General features: G+C 61.7%; 22 protein-coding genes and 1 other RNA gene. 13 read left to right on the forward strand and 10 right to left on the reverse strand.

The window, feature by feature from the left end:
* Positions 1–72: 72 nt before the first annotated feature.
* The 8 genes from KG698_RS01590 to KG698_RS01625 form a co-directional block, all read right to left on the reverse strand.
* On the reverse strand, positions 73–1,236 hold the full coding sequence (locus KG698_RS01590; RefSeq protein WP_213683809.1) for an RsmB/NOP family class I SAM-dependent RNA methyltransferase: 1,164 nt from the start codon (positions 1,234–1,236) through the stop codon (positions 73–75).
* A 31-nt stretch (positions 1,237–1,267) separates the two neighbouring features.
* Positions 1,268–2,722 carry an IMP dehydrogenase gene (guaB, locus tag KG698_RS01595; RefSeq protein ID WP_213683810.1) on the reverse strand — a complete coding sequence of 485 codons (1,455 nt, stop codon included), beginning with the start codon at positions 2,720–2,722 and terminating at the stop codon, positions 1,268–1,270.
* 84 nt (positions 2,723–2,806) lie between these two features.
* Positions 2,807–3,550 (reverse strand): RlmE family RNA methyltransferase, encoded by a 744-nt coding sequence (locus tag KG698_RS01600; protein ID WP_213683811.1) that lies wholly within the window; start codon positions 3,548–3,550, stop codon positions 2,807–2,809.
* A 119-nt stretch (positions 3,551–3,669) separates the two neighbouring features.
* Positions 3,670–4,662 (reverse strand): acryloyl-CoA reductase, encoded by a 993-nt coding sequence (gene acuI, locus KG698_RS01605; protein ID WP_213683812.1) that lies wholly within the window; start codon positions 4,660–4,662, stop codon positions 3,670–3,672.
* 53 nt (positions 4,663–4,715) lie between these two features.
* On the reverse strand, positions 4,716–5,819 hold the full coding sequence (locus KG698_RS01610; RefSeq protein WP_213683813.1) for a dimethylsulfoniopropionate demethylase: 1,104 nt from the start codon (positions 5,817–5,819) through the stop codon (positions 4,716–4,718).
* Positions 5,810–6,325, reverse strand: a complete 516-nt coding sequence (locus KG698_RS01615) for a DinB family protein (RefSeq protein WP_213683814.1) — start codon at positions 6,323–6,325, stop codon at positions 5,810–5,812. Before KG698_RS01615 ends, KG698_RS01610 begins: the two co-directional genes overlap by 10 nt.
* A gap of 3 nt (positions 6,326–6,328) precedes the next feature.
* Positions 6,329–7,039 carry a DUF1326 domain-containing protein gene (locus KG698_RS01620; protein ID WP_213683815.1) on the reverse strand — a complete coding sequence of 237 codons (711 nt, stop codon included), beginning with the start codon at positions 7,037–7,039 and terminating at the stop codon, positions 6,329–6,331.
* Positions 7,040–7,053: 14 nt separating this feature from the next.
* On the reverse strand, positions 7,054–7,794 hold the full coding sequence (locus KG698_RS01625; RefSeq protein ID WP_300982803.1) for a DUF2182 domain-containing protein: 741 nt from the start codon (positions 7,792–7,794) through the stop codon (positions 7,054–7,056).
* 94 nt (positions 7,795–7,888) lie between these two features.
* Here KG698_RS01625 and KG698_RS01630 point away from each other — a divergent pair, with 94 nt between their 5' ends.
* Positions 7,889–8,629, forward strand: a complete 741-nt coding sequence (locus KG698_RS01630) for a GntR family transcriptional regulator (protein ID WP_213683817.1) — start codon at positions 7,889–7,891, stop codon at positions 8,627–8,629.
* Between the two features lie 82 nt (positions 8,630–8,711).
* Positions 8,712–9,755 carry an ABC transporter substrate-binding protein gene (locus KG698_RS01635; protein ID WP_213683818.1) on the forward strand — a complete coding sequence of 348 codons (1,044 nt, stop codon included), beginning with the start codon at positions 8,712–8,714 and terminating at the stop codon, positions 9,753–9,755.
* Between the two features lie 50 nt (positions 9,756–9,805).
* Here KG698_RS01635 and KG698_RS01640 read toward each other — a convergent pair whose 3' ends face one another.
* Together KG698_RS01640 and KG698_RS01645 are read right to left on the reverse strand one after the other, a co-directional pair.
* A complete protein-coding gene (locus tag KG698_RS01640; protein WP_213683819.1) occupies positions 9,806–10,072 on the reverse strand; it encodes a DUF6525 family protein in 267 nt (88 codons plus the stop codon).
* Positions 10,069–11,265, reverse strand: coding sequence for a GTP-binding protein (locus tag KG698_RS01645; protein WP_213683820.1), 1,197 nt, complete (start codon positions 11,263–11,265; stop codon positions 10,069–10,071). Before KG698_RS01645 ends, KG698_RS01640 begins: the two co-directional genes overlap by 4 nt.
* Before the next feature lie 83 nt (positions 11,266–11,348).
* Here KG698_RS01645 and ssrA point away from each other — a divergent pair.
* From ssrA to KG698_RS01700, 11 genes are all read left to right on the forward strand, one after another.
* Positions 11,349–11,703: a transfer-messenger RNA gene (gene ssrA, locus KG698_RS01650) on the forward strand.
* Between the two features lie 121 nt (positions 11,704–11,824).
* Positions 11,825–12,190: a DUF4345 family protein gene (locus tag KG698_RS01655; protein ID WP_213683821.1), complete on the forward strand. Its 366-nt coding sequence runs from the start codon at positions 11,825–11,827 to the stop codon at positions 12,188–12,190.
* A 78-nt stretch (positions 12,191–12,268) separates the two neighbouring features.
* Positions 12,269–12,760 (forward strand): SspB family protein, encoded by a 492-nt coding sequence (locus tag KG698_RS01660; RefSeq protein WP_213683822.1) that lies wholly within the window; start codon positions 12,269–12,271, stop codon positions 12,758–12,760.
* 71 nt (positions 12,761–12,831) lie between these two features.
* Positions 12,832–13,395 (forward strand): methyltransferase type 12, encoded by a 564-nt coding sequence (locus tag KG698_RS01665; RefSeq protein WP_213683823.1) that lies wholly within the window; start codon positions 12,832–12,834, stop codon positions 13,393–13,395.
* 72 nt (positions 13,396–13,467) lie between these two features.
* The gene (fumC, locus tag KG698_RS01670) at positions 13,468–14,859 is read left to right on the forward strand and encodes a class II fumarate hydratase (protein WP_213683824.1); all 1,392 of its coding nucleotides are present in this window, start codon (positions 13,468–13,470) and stop codon (positions 14,857–14,859) included.
* On the forward strand, positions 14,856–15,044 hold the full coding sequence (locus KG698_RS01675) for a DUF4169 family protein (RefSeq protein WP_213683825.1): 189 nt from the start codon (positions 14,856–14,858) through the stop codon (positions 15,042–15,044). The genes fumC and KG698_RS01675 overlap by 4 nt, the downstream gene beginning before the upstream one ends.
* On the forward strand, positions 15,041–15,262 hold the full coding sequence (locus tag KG698_RS01680) for a ribbon-helix-helix domain-containing protein (protein WP_213683826.1): 222 nt from the start codon (positions 15,041–15,043) through the stop codon (positions 15,260–15,262). Before KG698_RS01675 ends, KG698_RS01680 begins: the two co-directional genes overlap by 4 nt.
* 35 nt (positions 15,263–15,297) lie before the next feature.
* On the forward strand, positions 15,298–15,609 hold the full coding sequence (locus tag KG698_RS01685; protein ID WP_300982805.1) for an aspartate aminotransferase: 312 nt from the start codon (positions 15,298–15,300) through the stop codon (positions 15,607–15,609).
* 82 nt (positions 15,610–15,691) lie between these two features.
* The gene (locus KG698_RS01690; RefSeq protein WP_213684269.1) at positions 15,692–16,447 is read left to right on the forward strand and encodes a cytochrome c biogenesis CcdA family protein; all 756 of its coding nucleotides are present in this window, start codon (positions 15,692–15,694) and stop codon (positions 16,445–16,447) included.
* Positions 16,448–16,492: 45 nt separating this feature from the next.
* Positions 16,493–17,755 (forward strand): hypothetical protein, encoded by a 1,263-nt coding sequence (locus tag KG698_RS01695; protein ID WP_213683827.1) that lies wholly within the window; start codon positions 16,493–16,495, stop codon positions 17,753–17,755.
* Complete coding sequence (locus tag KG698_RS01700; protein ID WP_213683828.1) at positions 17,752–19,110, forward strand: cytochrome P450; 1,359 nt, start codon at positions 17,752–17,754, stop codon at positions 19,108–19,110. The genes KG698_RS01695 and KG698_RS01700 overlap by 4 nt, the downstream gene beginning before the upstream one ends.
* The last annotated feature ends 30 nt before the right edge of the window (positions 19,111–19,140 follow it).

The raw sequence follows: 19,140 nt of genomic DNA on the forward strand, positions 1-19,140 counted from the left end.
ATGGCTTAACCAAGAATTGGTTAAGCGTATCTTAAGATAGCGCAGATGGGCGAAATCATGAAGCGGCGATAATCAAGGGGCGCGCAAGATCGCGTGAAAAAACCCGTCCGAGGCTGATAATGGCGTCTCAATCGCTTGCGCATCGCAGCGCCAACCTTGGTGTCGCGCCAGAAACGCCGTGATCTGCGCCTCGTTCTCCTCATGGAAAAGCGAACAGGTCATATAGACCAACTGTCCATCTGGCCTCACAAGTTTGGCCGCATGATCTAGGATGTCTGATTGCAGCTCAACCAATTCTGCCAAGCGCGCTGGGGTCAGGCGCCACTTGGCCTCGGGATCGCGCCGCCATGTGCCCGACCCGCTGCATGGCACATCGCACAGCACGGCGGCAAAACGGCCCGCGCGGGGTAAATCTTCGGTTCGGCACAGATCAATCACTGCGCCCGCACGTGCGGCGCGGATCGGTAGATCAGCCATCCGCCCCGGCGCGGCATCATGCGCGGTCAAGCGCAAGCCCGTGAGCGCAGCGATGGCCAGCGTTTTGCCCCCGCCACCTGCACAATAATCCAAGATCGGCCCTTTCGGCCAATCCACCGCCAGAACCGCACGCTGTACCGACAAATCTTGTGGTTCGATCCAGCCGTCGCGATAGGCGGGCGTCGATTTCACCTGCCGCGCCCCTGATGTGACCTCAAGCGCCGTGGCCGCACGCGGATCGGCAATCGCTGTGATCCCATGCGCGGCAAGATCGGCAAGACAGGCCTCTCGCGTTGCCTTGAGCGTGTTGACGCGAAGGTAAAGCGGCGCACGGTCATGCAGCGCCGCCAAAAGCTTTGCCAGATCGCCCCCCGCCCGCTGTGCCAAGCGATCCACCAGCCATGCGGGAACATCATCTTGCGGATTGACCAAAGCGCGATCAGCACACCCAGCCAGCTCATCAGGCCGCAACACCGCCGCGCTATAGGCGTCGCCTGTAAAAATACCTTCCGGATCAATGTCTTGCAGACGGGTCAGTCCCAAGATCAAGGCGCGCCCATCGCTGCCCCCGCCCAAGCGTGCACAACTGCCGCGCGCGCGCAGCACATCATAGACCAGATCGCGCACCGCCGCCCGGTCCTTGGAGCCGGCATAGCGCGCGCCGCGCGCCCAATTGGTCAAGGCCTGCTCGGCGGGCTTACCAGCCTGCCAATCATCCAACACCGCAATCGCGGCGGCAGCGCGGGCCGCCGGGGTCATGCAACCACCTGAGGATCGCGCGGCACCCTACTTATCCCAAACGATAATTCGGGCTTTCGCGGGTGATCTGCACATCATGGACATGGCTTTCTTTTAGCCCCGCCCCGGTGATCCGCACAAAGCGGCAATCGCGGCGCATCTCATCAACGGTGGCACAGCCCGTATAGCCCATCGCCGCGCGCAGACCGCCGACGAGTTGGTGAACCACGGCACTTGCCGAACCCTTGTAGGGCACTTGCCCCTCGATCCCCTCGGGCACCAGCTTGTCGGATGCGGCATCTTTCTGGAAATACCGATCCGCCGAGCCACGCGCCATGGCGCCAAGGCTGCCCATGCCGCGATAGCTTTTGAAGCTGCGCCCTTGATAGAGGATCACCTCGCCGGGGCTTTCATCCGTCCCCGCGATCATGCTGCCTACCATGGCGCAATGGGCGCCTGCCGCAATCGCCTTGGCGAAATCGCCCGAATATTTGATCCCGCCATCCGCGATCACCGGCGTGCCGCTTTCGGCGGCGGTGGCCGCGCAATCCATGATCGCGGTCAGCTGCGGTACACCCACACCCGCCACGATGCGCGTGGTGCAGATCGAGCCGGGGCCAATCCCCACCTTGATCGCATCCGCGCCCGCGCCGATCAATGCGCGGGTCGCCTCGGCCGTGGCGACATTGCCTGCCACGACCTGCACCGCGTTGGAGAGTGCCTTAACCCGTTCGACCGCGCGCGCCACCCCTTCGGAATGGCCATGAGCCGTGTCGATAACGATCAGATCACAGCCCGCGTCAATCAAGGCCGCCGAGCGTTCAAAGCCCGCATCCCCCACGGTGGTGGCCGCAGCCACGCGCAGCCGACCCAACTCATCCTTGCAGGCTTGTGGGTTCAGCACCGCGCGCTCGGTGTCTTTCAGCGTCAAAAGCCCGGTCAGCTTGCCCGCAGCATCGGTGACCAAAAGCTTCTCGATCCGGCGCGATTTCATCAAGCTGATCGCTTGGCCCCGGTCAGCGGGTTCGCGCAAAATGGCAAGGTTCTCGGTCGTCATCATCACCCGCACGGGGGTGTCATCATGTTCGGCAAAGCGCATATCGCGGTTGGTCACGATCCCCAGCACGCGGCGATCCTCATCGACCACGGGAAAGCCGGTGAAACCATAGCGCTCCATCAACGCGCGCGCATCGGCCAAGGTTTGATCGGGGGTCAGCGTCACGGGGCTATAAACAATCCCGCTTTCAAAGCGCTTGACGCGGCGCACCTCGCGGGCTTGTGCCTCGATATCAAGGTTGCGATGGATCACGCCCATACCGCCTGCCTGCGCCATGGCAATCGCCATGCGCCCCTCAGTCACCGTATCCATCGCGGATGACAGCAAGGGGATATTGAGCAAGATCGACTTGGTCACCCGCGTGCGCGTATCGGCGGTGGCCGGCAAGACGGAACTCGCCCCGGGTACGAGCAAAACATCATCGAAGGTCAGTGCCTCGCGAATCTCCATCGGGGTCTCCTTGGGCTTCAGCGTTGGCACGTCCCTATTTCATGCAGCGCGCCAGAGGAAAAGAGCGAAAACCGCGCGCGGCCCTCAATCCTCGGATTGCGCATCCTCGGCCAAGTCGCGAAAGCCCGTGGCCACGACGAATTTCTCGGAACTATCGGCGCGGCTTGCGGGGGGTTTGACATTCACCACCTTGTCGAAACGCTGCTTGAGCAGGGTTTGCAAACTCCCCTCCGCACCGCCTGCCAAAACCTTGGCGACAAAGGTGCCGCCGGGCTCCAACACATCAAAGGCCAGCTGCGCCGCCGCCTCGCACAGCGCTACGATCCGGATATGGTCGGTCTGCTTATGGCCCGAGGATGCGGCGGCCATATCGCTCATCACCACATCGGCCCGCCCGCCAAGCCATGTCTTGACCTTATCATCGGCCCCATCTTCGAGGAAATCGAGCACGTGGAGTTCCACACCCGCGATGGCATCGACCTCTTGCAGATCGACCCCGATGATGCGGCCGATAGCTTTGCCTGACTTCTCGCCCAAGGCATTGACGCGCGGCACAGCCACTTGGCACCAGCCACCCGGCGCACAGCCCAAATCCACCACCCGCGCACCGGGCACGAGAAAGCGAAATTTATCGTCCAACTCCATGATCTTATAGGCCGCGCGCCCGCGATAGCCCTCGCGCTTGGCGCGTTGGACATAAGGATCATTCAACTGGCGCTCGAGCCACAGGGTCGAGCTAAGCTTGCGCCCGCGCGCGGTCTTGACCTTGGTGCGCAACTCGCGCTGCCCGCGTCCGCTTGTGGATTTGCCGGTGGGGGTTTTGGTCATGCGCGCTTTCCTAGCTTCATCTTGCCCCAAATACGCATGCGCGCGGCGAAAGGCAAAGCGCTGTCATCAAATCGTGCAGAATGCCCGCAAAGGGCCGCGCGCTGCGTAAGCCGCGCGCCTCAGGCGCGCGTGTCGACAACCACCCGGCCCCGCACTTTGCCCGCCAGAATATCCGCGCCAAGCTTGGGCAGATCGGCCAAACCCGCCGGCGTGATCATCGCGGCAAGCTTGTCCATCGGCAGATCGCGCGCGATCCGCTCCCATGCCCTCAGGCGGTTTTCATAAGGCTGCATCACGCTGTCGATGCCCAAAAGGTTCACGCCCCGCAACAAAAACGGGATCACCGTCGCAGGCAGGCCCGCACCCCCCGCAAGACCCACAGCCGCGACCGATCCGCCGTAGGTCATCTGCCCCAAGACCCGCGCCAACATCGCGCCGCCGACCGCATCAACGCAACCGGCCCAAGTCTCAGCCTCGAGCGGTCGCTTGACGGTCTCGGCCAGATCGGCGCGCGCCACGATCCGCGCCGCCCCCAAACCATGCAGGTAGTCGGCCTGTTCGGCGCGCCCCGTCACAGCGGCGACCGTGTAGCCAAGATTGGCCAAGATCGCGGTCGCGACCGAGCCCACACCGCCTGCGGCACCCGTGACCAAAACCTCGCCCTTTTCAGGGGTTAGCTCATGATCTTCCAGCGCCATCACCGCCAGCATCGCGGTAAAGCCCGCCGTGCCAACGGCCATCGCCTGTTGCGTGCTTAGGCCCTTTGGCAGCGGGACAAGCCAATCTGCCTTGACGCGGGCCTTTTCGGCATAGCCGCCCCAATGCGCCTCGCCCACACGCCAGCCGGTCAGCACCACCTTGTCACCCGCGCTGTAGCGCGCATCATCAGAGGCCAGCACCGTTCCGGCAAAGTCGATCCCCGGCACATGCGGGTAGGTTCTGACCAAACCACCGCCCGTGCCAAGGCACAGCCCATCCTTGTAGTTCACGGTCGAATACTCGACCGCGACCGTCACATCGCCCGCGGGCAGACGATCATCGGCCAGCGCTTGAACGGCGGCATGGGTGATGCCGGTGTCATCTTTCTCAACGACGAGAGCGCGAAATGTCATAGCCTGTCACCTTTCTGAAGCGATACTTGCACGTCGCACCGCAGTTCTCTGTTTTAAATCCAAAATTCATCTCTCACGACGGCGGGGTAGCTGCCATCTTGGGTCACCACCGCAAGCGGTGTTCCCGCATCCCAATGGGTCATGCGCACCATGCCAATCGCCACGCCACAGCCGAAATCGGGCGATTGCGCGGCCGATGTCACCTGACCCACGCAGGTCGTGCCATCCATCAACGCCCATGGCCTGTCGCAGCGCGGCAAGCTTTTGCTGTCGATTGCGATGGCGCGCACCTGCTTGATCGGCCCTTCCTTGGCCACCCTCAGCAGCGCGTCGCGCCCGATACAACCAATCGCCGTGGCCGTGTTGCAGAACCGGCCCAAACCCGCCTCATGCGGGGTATTCTCGGCCGTCATGTCATTGCCATAGCTCAGCAATCCACCCTCGACCCGTTCGATCCCGTTGGGGCATCCGGCGCGCACATCCAGATCGCGTCCAGCCTCCATCAGCGCGTGCCACAGGGGCATGCCGATATCGCCGCCTGCGACATAGATCTCGAATCCGCCTTGCTTGGAATAGCCCGAGCGCGCGATCACCATGTCGCGGCCTTGGAAATCGAAATGCCCAAAGCGGAAAAAGCGAATGTCGCGCACCGCATCGCCAAAGACGCGCGCCATCAGATCATCGGCTTGCGGCCCTTGCACCGCCAAGGGCGAAACATCGGGCTCATCGATCAAGACATCAAGCCGATAGCCATAGGCGATCCCTTTGACCCACAACAGCAAATCGCTGTCCGCGATGGATATCCACCAACGATCCTCGGCCAGTTTCACTGCGACAGGGTCGTTGAGCATGCCGCCCGTCTCATCGACCATCGGCACGTAGTAGCACTGCCCCGGCAACATGCCGCGCAGATCGCGCGGTGTCAGCATTTGCACAAGCTTGGCGGCATCCGGCCCGCGTACCTCAACCTGCCGCTCGCAGGCGACATCCCAAACTTGCACCGCCGATTTGAGATGGTGGTAGTCCTCCTCCACCGAACGGAAGACCGTCGGCAAAAGCATGCGGTTATAGACGGTGTAGGCGCTGACGCCTGCGGCCTCGACCCCGTCGGAAAAGGGCGTGCGGCGCAAGCGGCGCGAAGGCGAGATCAACGCCATTCGGGCACCTCATCAGGCATGAAGGGGATATCGGTATCATCGGGGCGCGCACCTGCCGCGGTCAGCATGGCATGCACCTGACCGCGATGATGGGTCTGATGATTGAACAGATGTGCGACGCAAACCGCCGTGGGTTTGGCCAAATCGCGCCCCAGCGCAAAGGAATGCCAGCGGATCTCGCCATCCAGCTCATCTTGGGTCACCATCCACGACCACGCCGCGATGCGTGCATCAAGCTTGGGGCGTTCGGCGCAAATTGTTGGCCAATCATAGCGGTCAGGCGATGCGGTAATCGTGCCACCCGGCCCCTCGGCCCCCTCGAAGCGCGCGATCCAGATCAGATCGGCCCACATCAGATGGCTGAACGTGGCGCGGATCGACCCAAAAAACGCCCCGCGATCCATCTCGCGCGCTCCATCCGTCAGCCCTGCTGCCGCTTGGAATAGCGAATGGTTCTGCCACGCGTTATAGCGCGCCATCATCTGGCAATAGGAAGGCGTGATCATCGCTTACTTGCCCGCGCTGCCCGACCAGTCGATGGCGCAAATCTCGGCGGAACGGCCCGTGAGATCCCAGACGCGCCCGAAATCGCGCACCTTGGATTTCAGACCGCGCGCCGCGATCACATCGGGGCCCATCCAGTAGCGGGTATTGGTCATGACCACGGGCTCATCGGGATTGGCCCCTTCCAGCATCTCGATCTCGCCTTGGATCTTCTTGCCGACGTAAAGGCCGCGACGGCGCCCCTCACGCACGATCTGAACCTTTTCGCGTTCGGCATGGATGATTTCCGATACCAAGATCGTGAACAACCCCGTTGTGCCGCCCGCGGCCCCTGACAAGATCTGCAGCAGGCCGTTGTAAGCCTTGCCGCTTGCAGCCTCATCGATATAGGCGGCGACTTTCCAATTGCCCTCGGCCATGCGGCCGGGGATCTCGACCATCAGCCCGACATTCAGCCCCGACAGGCTTTCGCCCTCGTAATGCCCCTCGTCGATGGCAATGGCCATCCATGCCTTGCACGACCCTTCGGTCGGCGGGTGCTTGCCAAGGCTGACCACGCAGGGGCAAAAGACGGTGCAGTTGCAGTTGAGGAACAATTCTCCCTTGATCGCCCAATCGGTCGGGCGCATCTGGCGGCGCTTGGGGCTGTCCATGCGTTGATCGATGCGTTGGCTGACGGGCAAGCGGTCTGCCTCGGGGCGGTGTCTGAGCGACATGGGTACTCTCCTCTTTATCCGATAAGGCCAAAGCCAAGGCTTGCTGCGCCCGATGCGATCAGCAACACCCCCAAAGGCCGTGTGATATGACGCCCGATCTCGGGCAGTTTTTCCAAAGCCATCAGCACCATCGCCACCGCCATGAAGGCAAGGTTCATCACCCCGCCCACAAATGCGAGCAGCATCAAGGCCCAGCAACAGCCCAAGCAGACAGCACCCAGCCGCACCCCATTGCGCAGCGGCCCCTCGGTCCAATGGCTCATGAAAAAGGCCAAGGGCGCGCGGCATTGCGTCAGACAGGCATCCTTGAGCGCCGAGAATTGATAGGCCCCCGCCAGCGCCAACAACACCCCAGACAGCAGCAGCGATTGGCTATCGCCAAAGATGCTCAGATATCCCAACTGAAACAGCGCCATCTGGAGCGCGGCGGCAAGTATCGCAAACCCCAGCCACACGGCCAAAAAGCCGATGATCAGCCAACCAAAACCGCCACCGGCGCGCGCGCTGATGTCGTCATAGGCGGCGAATGCGGGCAAAGCCGTGGGCGCCATCATCGCCGCCGACATGATCGCCCACATCGCGACAAGGCCCAGATAGCCCGCCGCATCCGGCGTCACGATACACAGGCTTGCCAAGAATTCAGCGCCATAGACCGCACCGGCCGCCCGCAGATCGGCAGGCAAGGCCATCAGGTAAAGCGCGCCCCATGACAGCAAGATCGCACCGTAAAGCGCAAGCCAATGCGGGCTGCCCATGGATCTGATGCGCGCGGCGATCATCGCAATGCCGCCCTCCCCGACGAGTCGTTTTGCTTGCCAAAGAATTGTCAGACTTTTAAATGTCTGACAAATGAAAATCGATCCAGACAATCCCGCCGATCTTTCGGCCCAGATCGCCACAGCGATCCGCGATGCCATCGTCTCGGGGGCGTTGATCGTGGGCGACCGCCTGCCGTCCGAGGCGGAACTGGCCGAACAATTCGCGGTCTCGCGCCCCACGGTGCGCGAGGCGCTGAAACGGCTGGCCGCGCAATCGCTGATCCGCACCCAGCGCGGCGCCTTTGGCGGGGCTTTCATCAATCGGCTGAGTTATGCCGATGCCCATGCCCAACAGATCACCACATCGACCCTGCTTTTGGGCATGAATGACATCAGCTTTGACACCGCCTGCGAGGCACGCTTCGCGATGGAGCGGGCTTGTGCGCTTTTGGCCGCCGCACGTCGCAGCCCCGATCATCTGGCCACGATGCGCGCCGAGATCACACGGCAAGCGCAGCCCGGCCTGAGCGATGAATCGTTCTGCGCCTCCGATGTCGCCTTTCACCGCGCTCTGGTGGATGCGGCGGGCAACCCGGTTTTGTCCTACCAGCTTGCAGGGGCGGTCGAGGCGATGCAGCCTCTGATGAATATGATCACCTTTTCGGCCCGCTCACGCGATGCGATCATCGCGCTGCACGCCCGAATCGCCGATGCAACAGAGGGGCGCGACGGCGACCAAATCATCGCTGCATTGGAAGAGTTGGAGCGTTATACCCGCCAGCTTGCCCAATCCGTGTTCAATGCGCGCGCCGCGCGTCCACAACCCGCGTAACCACCCCTTGGCAAACAAGGGTATCGGCCCTAGTTTCTTTCGCGGTTCTGCCAATATTCACTCCAATAGGGAAATCGCCATCATGACCCATCGCATGGCCCTCGGCACCGCCATGGCCCTCGCGCTCACCGTCCCCTCGATCGCAGCGGCGCAAGACCTGCTCGTGTTCGATTATTCGGGTTTCGAAGAGCCGTCTTTTCACCAGCCCTTTATCGACCAGCACGGCGCAAGCCCCGAGTTCGTCTTTTTCGGCGATGAGGATGAAGCGTTCCAGCGCTTGCTTGCGGGTTTCCGGTCGGATGTGACCCATATCTGCGCAGGCTCGGTGCCACGTTGGCAGGAATCGGGCATTATCGAGCCTTGGGATCGGTCGCGCGTCGCGGCTTATGCATCGCTCAACGCTGACCTGTTGGGCCAAGATGTGCGCGCAGGCACCGCCGATCTGTTCTTCTTGCCCACCGATTACGGCACCACGGCTGTCGCCTATAACGCTGAGACGGTTCCGGCGGCAGATGTCGCCACGCTCGAGATCTTCAACAACCCCGCCTATGCGGGCCGCCTGTCGATCCCCGACAATGTCGATGATGCCTATGCGCTGGCCTATCTCGCCACCGGCGTGAGCGATTGGTCGACCGCGACCGATGCCCAGTTCGAGGCCGCAACCGCATGGCTGCGCGGCATCCACGGCAACCTGCTCAACTACTGGGTCGATCCGGCCGAAATTCAACAGCTCATGGCATCGGGTCAGGTGCAGGCCGCTTGGGTCTGGAACGAAGTGCCCGTGTCGCTCGCTGACGAGGGCTTCCCCGTCGGCTTTAACCGCAACACCGCCGAAGGGTCTTCGGTCTGGCTTTGTGGCTATGTGAACATGGCCAATGGCGAAGGCTCGGAAGATCAGGCCTATGATTACGTCAACGCGATGCATGCCGATGTTTCGGCCCTGCCGCTGTTGGAGAACGGCTTTGGCACCGCGAACCAAGCCGCACTTGTCGCGCTGGGCGCCGAAGCGATGGAAGCGGCTGGCTTGGGCGAAGTGACCGTGCCGGTTCTGGCGCAGTTGCCCATCTCGAACGAACAGCGCGAGCGGCAGGCCGAAGCCTTCGAGCGTATCAAGGCTGGTTTCTGATCCATCGATCATCGATCACGAAAACGGGCGCCCTCATGGCGCCCGTTTTTTTACGTATGTCCGCCACCCAAGCGGCGGTCACGCGCAAGACACGCCGCCTCGGCCCGGTCAAGCCGTGCGCGGGCGCGGGCGGGGCATCCCTCTTCGCGCAAGGCACGCTGCCACAGCCTGAGACAGGACAAGGGCGACCAAGGCAGCGCCGCATGTGATATCCAAGCACGCAATTCGGGCGGCAGACTGTCATAGACACGCATCGGATCGCCCTGCCGCGCCTTGGCACGCAACCGCGTTGCCCCCAGATTGCCTCCGCACCTCATGCGGCGGCCTCTGGCCTTCGCCATTGCGGAAACGGGTCCGGCAAATCGTTGCCATTCATCCCTTCGGACAAAAGGCAGGCATCCAGCCGCGCCTTGAGCGCGGGCCAATCGATGCCTGTGCCGATAAAGACCAATTCTTGCCGCCGGTCGCCCCAAGGTTCGACCCAATGCTCGGCGATGTAGCGGTGCGCGCTGTCATGCGTAGGCCACCGCGCCTTGGGAACGGCGGCCCACCATGTGCCAAGCGGCGTCACCCCCGACAATGCACCCGCAAGCGAAAACTCGGCCACCCAATCGGGGCGCGTGGCGATCCAGAAATGCCCCTTGGCGCGGATCACGCCCGGCAACTCCCCATCAAGCAGCGCAAGGATCGCCGCAGGCACAAAGGGGCGGCGCGCGCGATAGACATGAGAGGTGATGCCGTATTCCTCGGTTTCGGCGGTGTGATCAGCAAAGCCGTTAAGCTCTTTCGCCCACATCGGATGCAAATGGGCGCGATCAAGATCGAACAGGCCCGTTTCGAGCACATCGCCAATCGCCACATCAGAGAAATCGGTTTCCAATATGCGGGCATCGGCATTGAGGCTGCGGATGATCTTGCGCGCGGCATCGACGCGCGCAGCACCTGCTGCGGTCACCTTGTTCAAAACAATCACATCGGCAAATTCGATCTGGTCGGTCAACAGATGGACCAAGCGCCGCTCATCCCCCTCGCCCATGCTTTCGCCGCGCGCCGCGATGAAATCATGGCTGGAATAGTCGGCCAAGAGATTTACCGCATCGACGACCGTGACCATCGTATCAAGCCGGGCGACATCCGACAGGCTGACCCCATCCGCGTCGCGGAAATCAAAGGTTGTCGCGATCGGCAGGGGTTCGGAAATACCGGTCGATTCGATCACCAACGCATCGAAACGCCCCGCTTCGGCCAAGCGCCGCACCTCGATCAAGAGATCCTCGCGCAGCGTGCAGCAAATGCAACCGTTCGACATTTCGACCAAGCTTTCCTCAGTCTGCGACAGCCCGCCGCCTGCGCGCACCAGATCGGCGTCGATATTGATCTGGGCCATATCGTTGACGATCACCGCCACCCGGCGGCCTGACCGGTTTTGCAATATGGTGTTGAGAAGCGTGGTCTTCCCGGCCCCCAGAAAGCCGGACAACACTGTGACGGGTAGGCGTGGATCAGACACGGCATCACCTGTTATGTTATACTATAACAACTCTATGCCAGAACCCCGCCGCTCAGGCAAGAACGCAAACGGGTCGATGGGCAGCGCTTGAAATTCACCGGATGGCTGCGTATGTTCAACAGGCCTCGGAAACGGGGCTATGGACATAAACGCGCTTGGAATAAGCGGCTCGGACCCGGGGGCGGTACCCGGCGGCTCCACCAAATATCCGTCATTTGCGGATCATGGGGCCGAAACAGGATCGACGAACGTCTAAAGAGGTTAGCTTTGTCTCGGTGAGGTACCACCGTTATCGGTCCGAAACGTACAGTTGCAAATGACAACCGTGCTCCGGCAATGGCTCTGGCAGCGTAAGCTGCTCAAGTCGCCGAAACTAAGCCCTTGCGCCTAGCAGCGTAAGGCGGGGTTCGCAGGCACCTGGCAACAGAAGCCTGCACTTTCCCCATTCCCTCGCACGCGCATCCGCGCTGGTTGTTTTTTTCACGCGCAAGTGATCCGCACGCCTTTGGCCTACGTTTAATCAGCACAACCATCCTGTGCGACGGACCAGAGGGCCAATATGACCGCTTTCGATTTTATCAATTACGCGGTTGCGATCCTGACGATCGCTTTGGGCATGATGGGCTGGTTGGCACCACGCTGGACCATGCAACAACTCGACATGCAGGCCGGGCCATCGAACATGGCCTATACCGAGGTCTCTGCCGCCTCGGGCTGCTTGTTCGTAGGTCTGGGCTTGGGCGCGCTGATCTTGGACCAACCGCTGGCTTGGGTCGTGGTGGGGCTGGCCTATGCGGGTGCGGCGACGGGGCGCGTCACCTCGATCCTGCGTGATGACGCGGCAAGCCGCCAAAGCTGGACCTTTTTCGCCTGTGAAGCAGCTTTGGCCGCATGGCTTGTACTGGGCAATTTCCCGGCTGTCTGAGTGGCGCGGCAAAGCCTTGCCTTTCAAATCGCAACGAATCTTCTATGGTGCGTAAGCCATTGCCGGGATGCCACGACCATGTCAGACAAATCGTCCACAATCGCCTATGGTCGCCTCATGCATCGGGCGATGCGCAGCCTGATCCAGAATGTTTTGAGCGATGTGGCGCAAAGCGGGCTACCCGGTCAGCATCATTTTTTCATCACCTTCGACACCGGCGCGCCGGGGGTTAGCTTGGCCGATTGGCTGCGCGACCGCTATCCCGAAGAGATGACCATCGTCATCCAGAATTGGTATGATGGTCTCACCGTCGATGATGATGGGTTTGCGATCATCCTCAATTTCGGCGATAGCCCTGAACATCTGCGCATCCCCTTCGATGCAATCCGCACCTTTGTTGATCCTTCGGTCGAGTTCGGCCTGCGGTTTGAAAGCACGGATCATGGCGATGATGCCCCCGAGCCCGAGGATGAGCCGCCCAGCCCCGGCAATGGCCAAGCCGACAGGGCCAAATCCCCCCCCCAGCATGCCGAGGTTGTGCGCCTTGACACCTTTCGCAAGGGGAATTGATGTCAGTTGCCGCCGTGGATCATGCGCTTCATTGACAGCCATGGGGCAGTTTGGGTGAGGCATGGCGCAGCGTGACTGATTTCGCACTCTTCATGGGCCAGATTTTGCGCCGCCCCGGACAGGTTGTGGCCTTGGCCCCCTCCTCGCCTGCGCTTTGCGCGGAAATGACCGCGCAGCTTGATCCCGCCAAGGGGCCAGTGATCGAATTGGGCGCGGGCACCGGTGTGATCACCAAAGCGATCCTTGATCGTGGGATCGCGCCCCATCATCTCCATACCATCGAGATGAACCCGACTTTTCACGCCCATTTGCAACGCCAGTTTGCAGGGGTGAACCATCACCAGATGAGTGCGGCCGATGTCGGTGATCTGGGCCTGTCTAATGTGCAAGCCGTGATCTCGGGCCTGCCGCTCTTGTCGATGCCGCTGACTTTGCAACGCGCGATTCTGGGCGGAAGTTTCGCCCAACTCGCGCATGATGGTCGCTATGTGCAATTCACCTATGGCGTTACCCCGCCCGTGGCCCGCGCCTTGCGCGATGATATGGGCTTGGAATGGGAGCGCAGCGCGCGGATTTGGCGCAATATGCCGCCTGCCCGTGTCTATCGGTTTTCGCGCAGTACTCCGCCAAACTGAGGCATTGCTGCACATTGCACGGGACAGATGCTGGCGTTAAACGGCATACAACAGCATACCGGAGACAGGCCCATGACCACGACCCGCACCGAAACCGATAGCTTTGGCCCCCTCGAGGTGCCCGCCGACCGCTATTGGGGCGCGCAAACCCAGCGCTCGATCATGAATTTCCCCATCGGCTGGGAGAAACAGCCCGTCGCCATCGTGCGCGCGCTGGGCGTGATCAAGCGTGCTTGTGCCGAGGAAAACAAAGCCAATGGCAAGCTTGACGCGACCCTTGCCGATGCAATGCTCGCCGCCGCGCAAGAAGTGATCGACGGCAAGTTGGACAGCCATTTCCCGTTGGTCGTGTGGCAAACAGGATCGGGCACGCAGTCGAATATGAACGCCAATGAGGTGATTTCCAATCGCGCGATCGAGATGTTGGGCGGCGTCATCGGCTCCAAAAAGCCGGTCCATCCCAATGATCATTGCAACATGGGCCAATCATCAAACGATACCTTCCCCACCGCCATGCATATCGCCGCCGCCGTCACCGCCCATGAGGTGCTGATCCCTGGGCTGGAAAAGCTGGCCGAGGGGCTTGAGGCCAAATCCGAGGCGTTCCGCGACATCATCAAGATCGGCCGCACCCATACCCAAGACGCCACGCCGCTGACCTTGGGGCAGGAGTTTTCAGGCTATGCGATGCAGATCCGCAATGGCATCGCCCGCATCAAGCTGGCGCTTCCCGGCATCTATGAGCTGGCCCAAGGCGGTACCGCCGTGGGCACAGGGCTGAATACCGACAAGGGCTGGGATGTGGCGATTGCAAGCCGCATCGCCGATATCACCGGCCTGCCCTTTGTCACCGCGCCGAATAAGTTTGAAGCACTGGCCGCCCATGACGCGATGGTCTTCATGTCGGGTGCAATCAAGACGGTTGCCATGGCCGCTTATAAGATCGCCAATGACATGCGCTTTTTAGGCTCTGGCCCACGTTCGGGCCTTGGCGAATTGATCTTGCCCGAGAATGAGCCGGGCTCGTCGATCATGCCGGGCAAGGTCAACCCGACACAGGCCGAGGCGATGACGCAGGTCTGCGCCCATATCCTTGGCAATGATGCAGCGATTGCTTTCGCAGGCAGCCAAGGCCATTTCGAGTTGAACGTCTATAACCCGATGATGGCCTATAACCTGCTGCAATCCATGACACTTTTGGGCAATGCCGCCGACAGCTTCACAGAACGAATGCTGATTGGCACCGAGGCGAATGTCGAGCGGATCGAAAAGCTGATGCGGGAATCCCTGATGCTGGTCACGGCCTTGGCACCCACCATTGGCTATGACAACGCCACCACCGTGGCCAAAACCGCGCATAAGAACGGCACCACGCTGAAGGAAGAGGCGATCCGCCTTGGTTTTGTCGATGCCGAGACCTTTGACCGCGTCGTGCGGCCCGAACAGATGATCGGCCCATCTTGACGGCCAAGATCGTCAACCTGTCGCGCGCGCGCAAATCCCGTGCGCGCGACGACAAACGGCAAAAGGCCGATGCCAATGCTGCCCGTTTTGGCCAGACCAAAGCAGAACGCGAGGCCTCAGCGCTTGAAGCGGCGAAAGCGGCCCGCCACCTCGACCAGCATAAGCGCGAGAGCGACGAGACATGACCGGGCGGCCGCGGAAACACTCGCTCACCTTGCGCGGGCATCGTACCAGCGTCTCGCTCGAAGCTGCTTTTTGGCAGGAATTGCAACGCTTGGCCGCAGCGCGCGATCTGTCGGTCAATGAGTTGGTGGCCGAAATCGACACAGGGCGCGGTGTCAGTTCTGGGCTCGCGGCGGCGATCCGGCTTTATATTCTGGAAGCGGTCAAGGCCGGGCGTTAGGGCGCGGTTAACCGGAATCGGCCCAAGCTTGCGCGATGGAGAAACTGTCGCCGCATAAATCGCCCCAAGCTTTTCTCGCCGATGTTTTCGGCTCGAAACTGGTGCGCGATGGCAAGGTGCTGCGCCGGTCCTTGCGTGACATCGAACGCTATTTTGGGCGCGATGCCTTTATCGAAGAGGTGTATCGCCGCGGCTTTCGCGCCATCGAGAATGCGGGCCATGTGATCATATTTTGCAACCAAGAACCCGTGCGCATTCTTCGGCCCAAAGCAGCCCTTCTGAAACAGAGCGGAAAACCCAAGTTTTCCGCACAGGAAATCTCGAGATTTCCCGCGCGTTTTCCTTGAGGAAAACGCGCCTCTCCACGGCCACGCAAATGTGACGCCTTGGCGCGTGACGATTGCCACCCAAACCGCTACACCGATCCTTATGTTCGGGATCGATCTTTTTGACGCCAGCCTTTTGCCCGCAATGCTGGTGGCTTTTGCCGCTGGCATACTGAGTTTTCTCAGCCCTTGTGTGCTGCCCATCGTGCCGCCCTATCTGGCCTATATGGGTGGCATTACCATGGCCGAGATCAATGGCGATGCCCGCGCAGCCCGACGCAAGGCATTGCTTGCCGCGCTATTCTTCGTATTTGGCCTGTCGACGGTCTTTGTTTTCTTGGGCTTCACCGCCTCGCTCTTTGGCCAATTCTTTTTGCAAAATCAAATCTTGCTGGGCCAGATTGCCGGCGCGGTGATCATCATTTTCGGGCTACATTTTCTGGGCGTCATCACCATCCCGCTGCTTAACCGCGAGGCGCGGCTGGATGCGGGCGACCGGGGCGGCTCGGCCTTTGGGGCCTATGTGCTGGGCTTGGCTTTCGCCTTTGGCTGGACGCCTTGTATCGGCCCGCAATTGGGCGCGATCCTTTCCATCGCCGCGACCGAGGCTAGCATCAGCCGTGGCACGACGCTTTTGGCGGTTTATGCGGTTGGGCTTGGCATTCCCTTTCTCTTGGCCGCAGGCTTCATCGACCGGGCAATGGGGGTGATGAGCCGCCTGAAACGCCATATGAAAACCATCGAACGGGTGATGGGGCTTTTACTGATCGGGGTGGGTGTGGCGCTGATCACAGGGGCGTTTTCAACCTTTTCCTTCTGGCTGTTGGAAACTTTTCCAGCGCTTGGGCTGTTGGGCTGACGTTTCGCCTTAAGCCCGCCCTTATTCCGCGCTAAACTCTGCGGCATGACGAGTACCGCGCCGCCGATTGTGATCGCCAAGCGCCGGGTGATGTATATCCCCGGCTATGATCCTGTGCCGCCGCGCGCCTATCGCGAACGCTATCGCCGCGAGGCGGCCCGGCAGGCGGCACTCTCGGGATATACAATCGCGCTCGGGCCGCCCCATAGCAAGGCGCACTTTGGCTGGCATGTCAGCGCAGAGATTGAGGGGCACCAGACCGAAACACAGGTCGCGGTGATGGTCTGGGCCGATATCGTGCGCGCCTCCATGGATCAGGGGGTCTTGGCCAGCTATGGCCAATTGGCGCGCACCGCTTGGGCCTATCTCGGCTCGGGCGCGCTGTTTCGGCTCATGCGGCTGCGCAAGGGGCCGGTGATCGCCGCACTCTACCCTGTGGTGGTGCTGTTGGTGCAAGCCATGCTGGCGCTTTTGCTTGGCTATGGTGCGTATCGCGGCGTGACGGCGTTGGGCCATGGGCTGGGCGATTGGGGTCGCCTCGCGCCGCTTCTGACCGCGGCGGGTTGCGCTGTGGGGACCGTCAGCCTGCTTGCCTTTCTACGCTGGTGCCAAAGGCGCGATCATCTTTTGGCGTGGTACCTGACGCATGATTACGCCTTTTCGGCGCAGGCCCAAGGTGCCTATCCCCCGGCACAAGAGGCGCGGATGGCCCAGTTCGCCGACACCATCGCCGAAGCACTGACCACTGACACCGATGAGGTGCTGATCATTGGTCATTCCTCGGGCGCCTATATCGCGATCTCGGTTTTGGCCGATCTCATCCGGGTGGGCCGTGTGCCCGCCAACGGCCCCGCTCTCGCGCTTTTGACCTTGGGCCATGTGGTGCCGATGGTCAGCTTTCTGCCCCGCGCCTATCGCTTGCGGGCCGATCTGGCCTATCTTGCCGCAAGCGACGCGCTGACATGGGTGGATGTCACCGCCCCCGGCGATGGCTGTTCCTTTGCGCTTTGCGATCCCGTCGCGGTGTCGGGCGTGGCCCCAAAGGACAAACGCTGGCCGCTTGTCATCTCGGCCGCCTTTTCCCAAACCTTGCGCCCCGCGACTTGGGCGGCACTGCGTTGGCGGTTGTTCGAGGCGCATTTTCAATATCTCAACGCCTTCGATAACTTGCCCGGTCGGACGGATGACTACGATTATTTTCGCATTACCGCAGGGCCAAGAACCTTGGCCGCGCGGTTTGCCGGGCGCGCCCCCTCGCCCGCGCGGATTGACCGGGCGGTCAACCGCTACACAGGACGCGCCGCATGAGCGCGCCCGACCTGCCGCCCAAGCCGCAAGCGCGCGCTGATCGCGTCTCGCTTTGGCGCTATATGCGGCTTTTCCGCCAAGATATCCTTTCGGCCCAACCCGCACGGCTTTACCGCGCTTGGATGGCCGAGTTCCGCACACCGTTCTTCCGCTCATACCTGATCAACCAACCCGCGCTGGTCGATGAGGTGCTGAAAGCCCGGCCCATGGACTTTCCCAAATCCGACCGCGTGGGCGAAGGGTTGCGGCCGCTTTTGGGCGCGTCGGTCTTTTTGACCAATGGCGCGGAATGGCAACGCCAGCGCCGCATCATCGACCCGGCCTTTGAGGGGGGGCGGCTACGCGACACCTTTCCCGCGATGTGGGCCGCCGGTGAGGCAGCGGTGGCGCGTATCTCCCCCGGCCTGCGCGAGGTCGAGGCCGATATGAGCCATGCGGCGGCCGATGTGATCTTCCGCACGCTGTTCACGCTGCCTATCGAAGACAAGATCGCGACCGAGGTTTTTCACCAGTTCCGCGCCTATCAGCGCACCCAGCCGATCTTGAACGCAGCGGCCTTTTTGCCCCTGCCCAAATGGATGCCGCGCGGTCATCGCGCCAAGACGCGGACCACGGCAAAGGCCATCCGCGCGCTCATCACGCACCTGACACAAGCGCGGATGGATCAGATCCAGGCAGGGACCGCCCCCGACGATCTGGCGACCAAGATCATTACAACCCACGACCCCGAAACCGGCAAAGGCTTCAGCACCCAAGAGATGGTCGACCAAGTCGCGATCTTTTTCCTTGCGGGCCATGAAACAAGCGCCTCGGCCCTTGGTTGGGCGCTCTACCTTTTGGCACGCGACCCATCATGGCAAGATCGTCTGGCCGAGGAGGCTGAGGCGGTTTTGACCGACAGCCCCGATTTCGCCGTGATGGGAAAGCTGCGCCTTGCCCGCGAAATCTTCCGCGAAGCGCTGCGCCTTTATCCGCCCGTGCCCATGATGGTGCGCGAGACGACCTGCCCCGAACGGTTCCGCGACCGCGATCTGTCCAAGGGCAGCCAGATCGTGATCTCGCCTTGGCACCTACACCGGCATGAACGACTTTGGGACAATCCCGACGGTTTCGACCCCGCCCGTTGGGTGACCGAGAACGGCAAGACCTGCCTGCGCGAGGCGTTTATTCCTTTCTCGACAGGCACCCGCGTCTGCACCGGCGCAGGCTTTGCCATGGTCGAGGGGCCGCTGCTTTTGGCCATGCTCATGCGCAAATGGCGGTTTGCGACGATCCCGGACCGGGTGCCCGTGCCGGTTGCCTATCTGACGGTGCGGGCCAAGGATGGGATCTGGCTGGAGGTGAGCGGCCGCTAGGGGCGCGGAAAACCCGGGTTTTCCGCACGG

The organism is Roseicyclus sp., from assembly GCF_018402035.1.
Lineage (GTDB): Bacteria > Pseudomonadota > Alphaproteobacteria > Rhodobacterales > Rhodobacteraceae > Roseicyclus.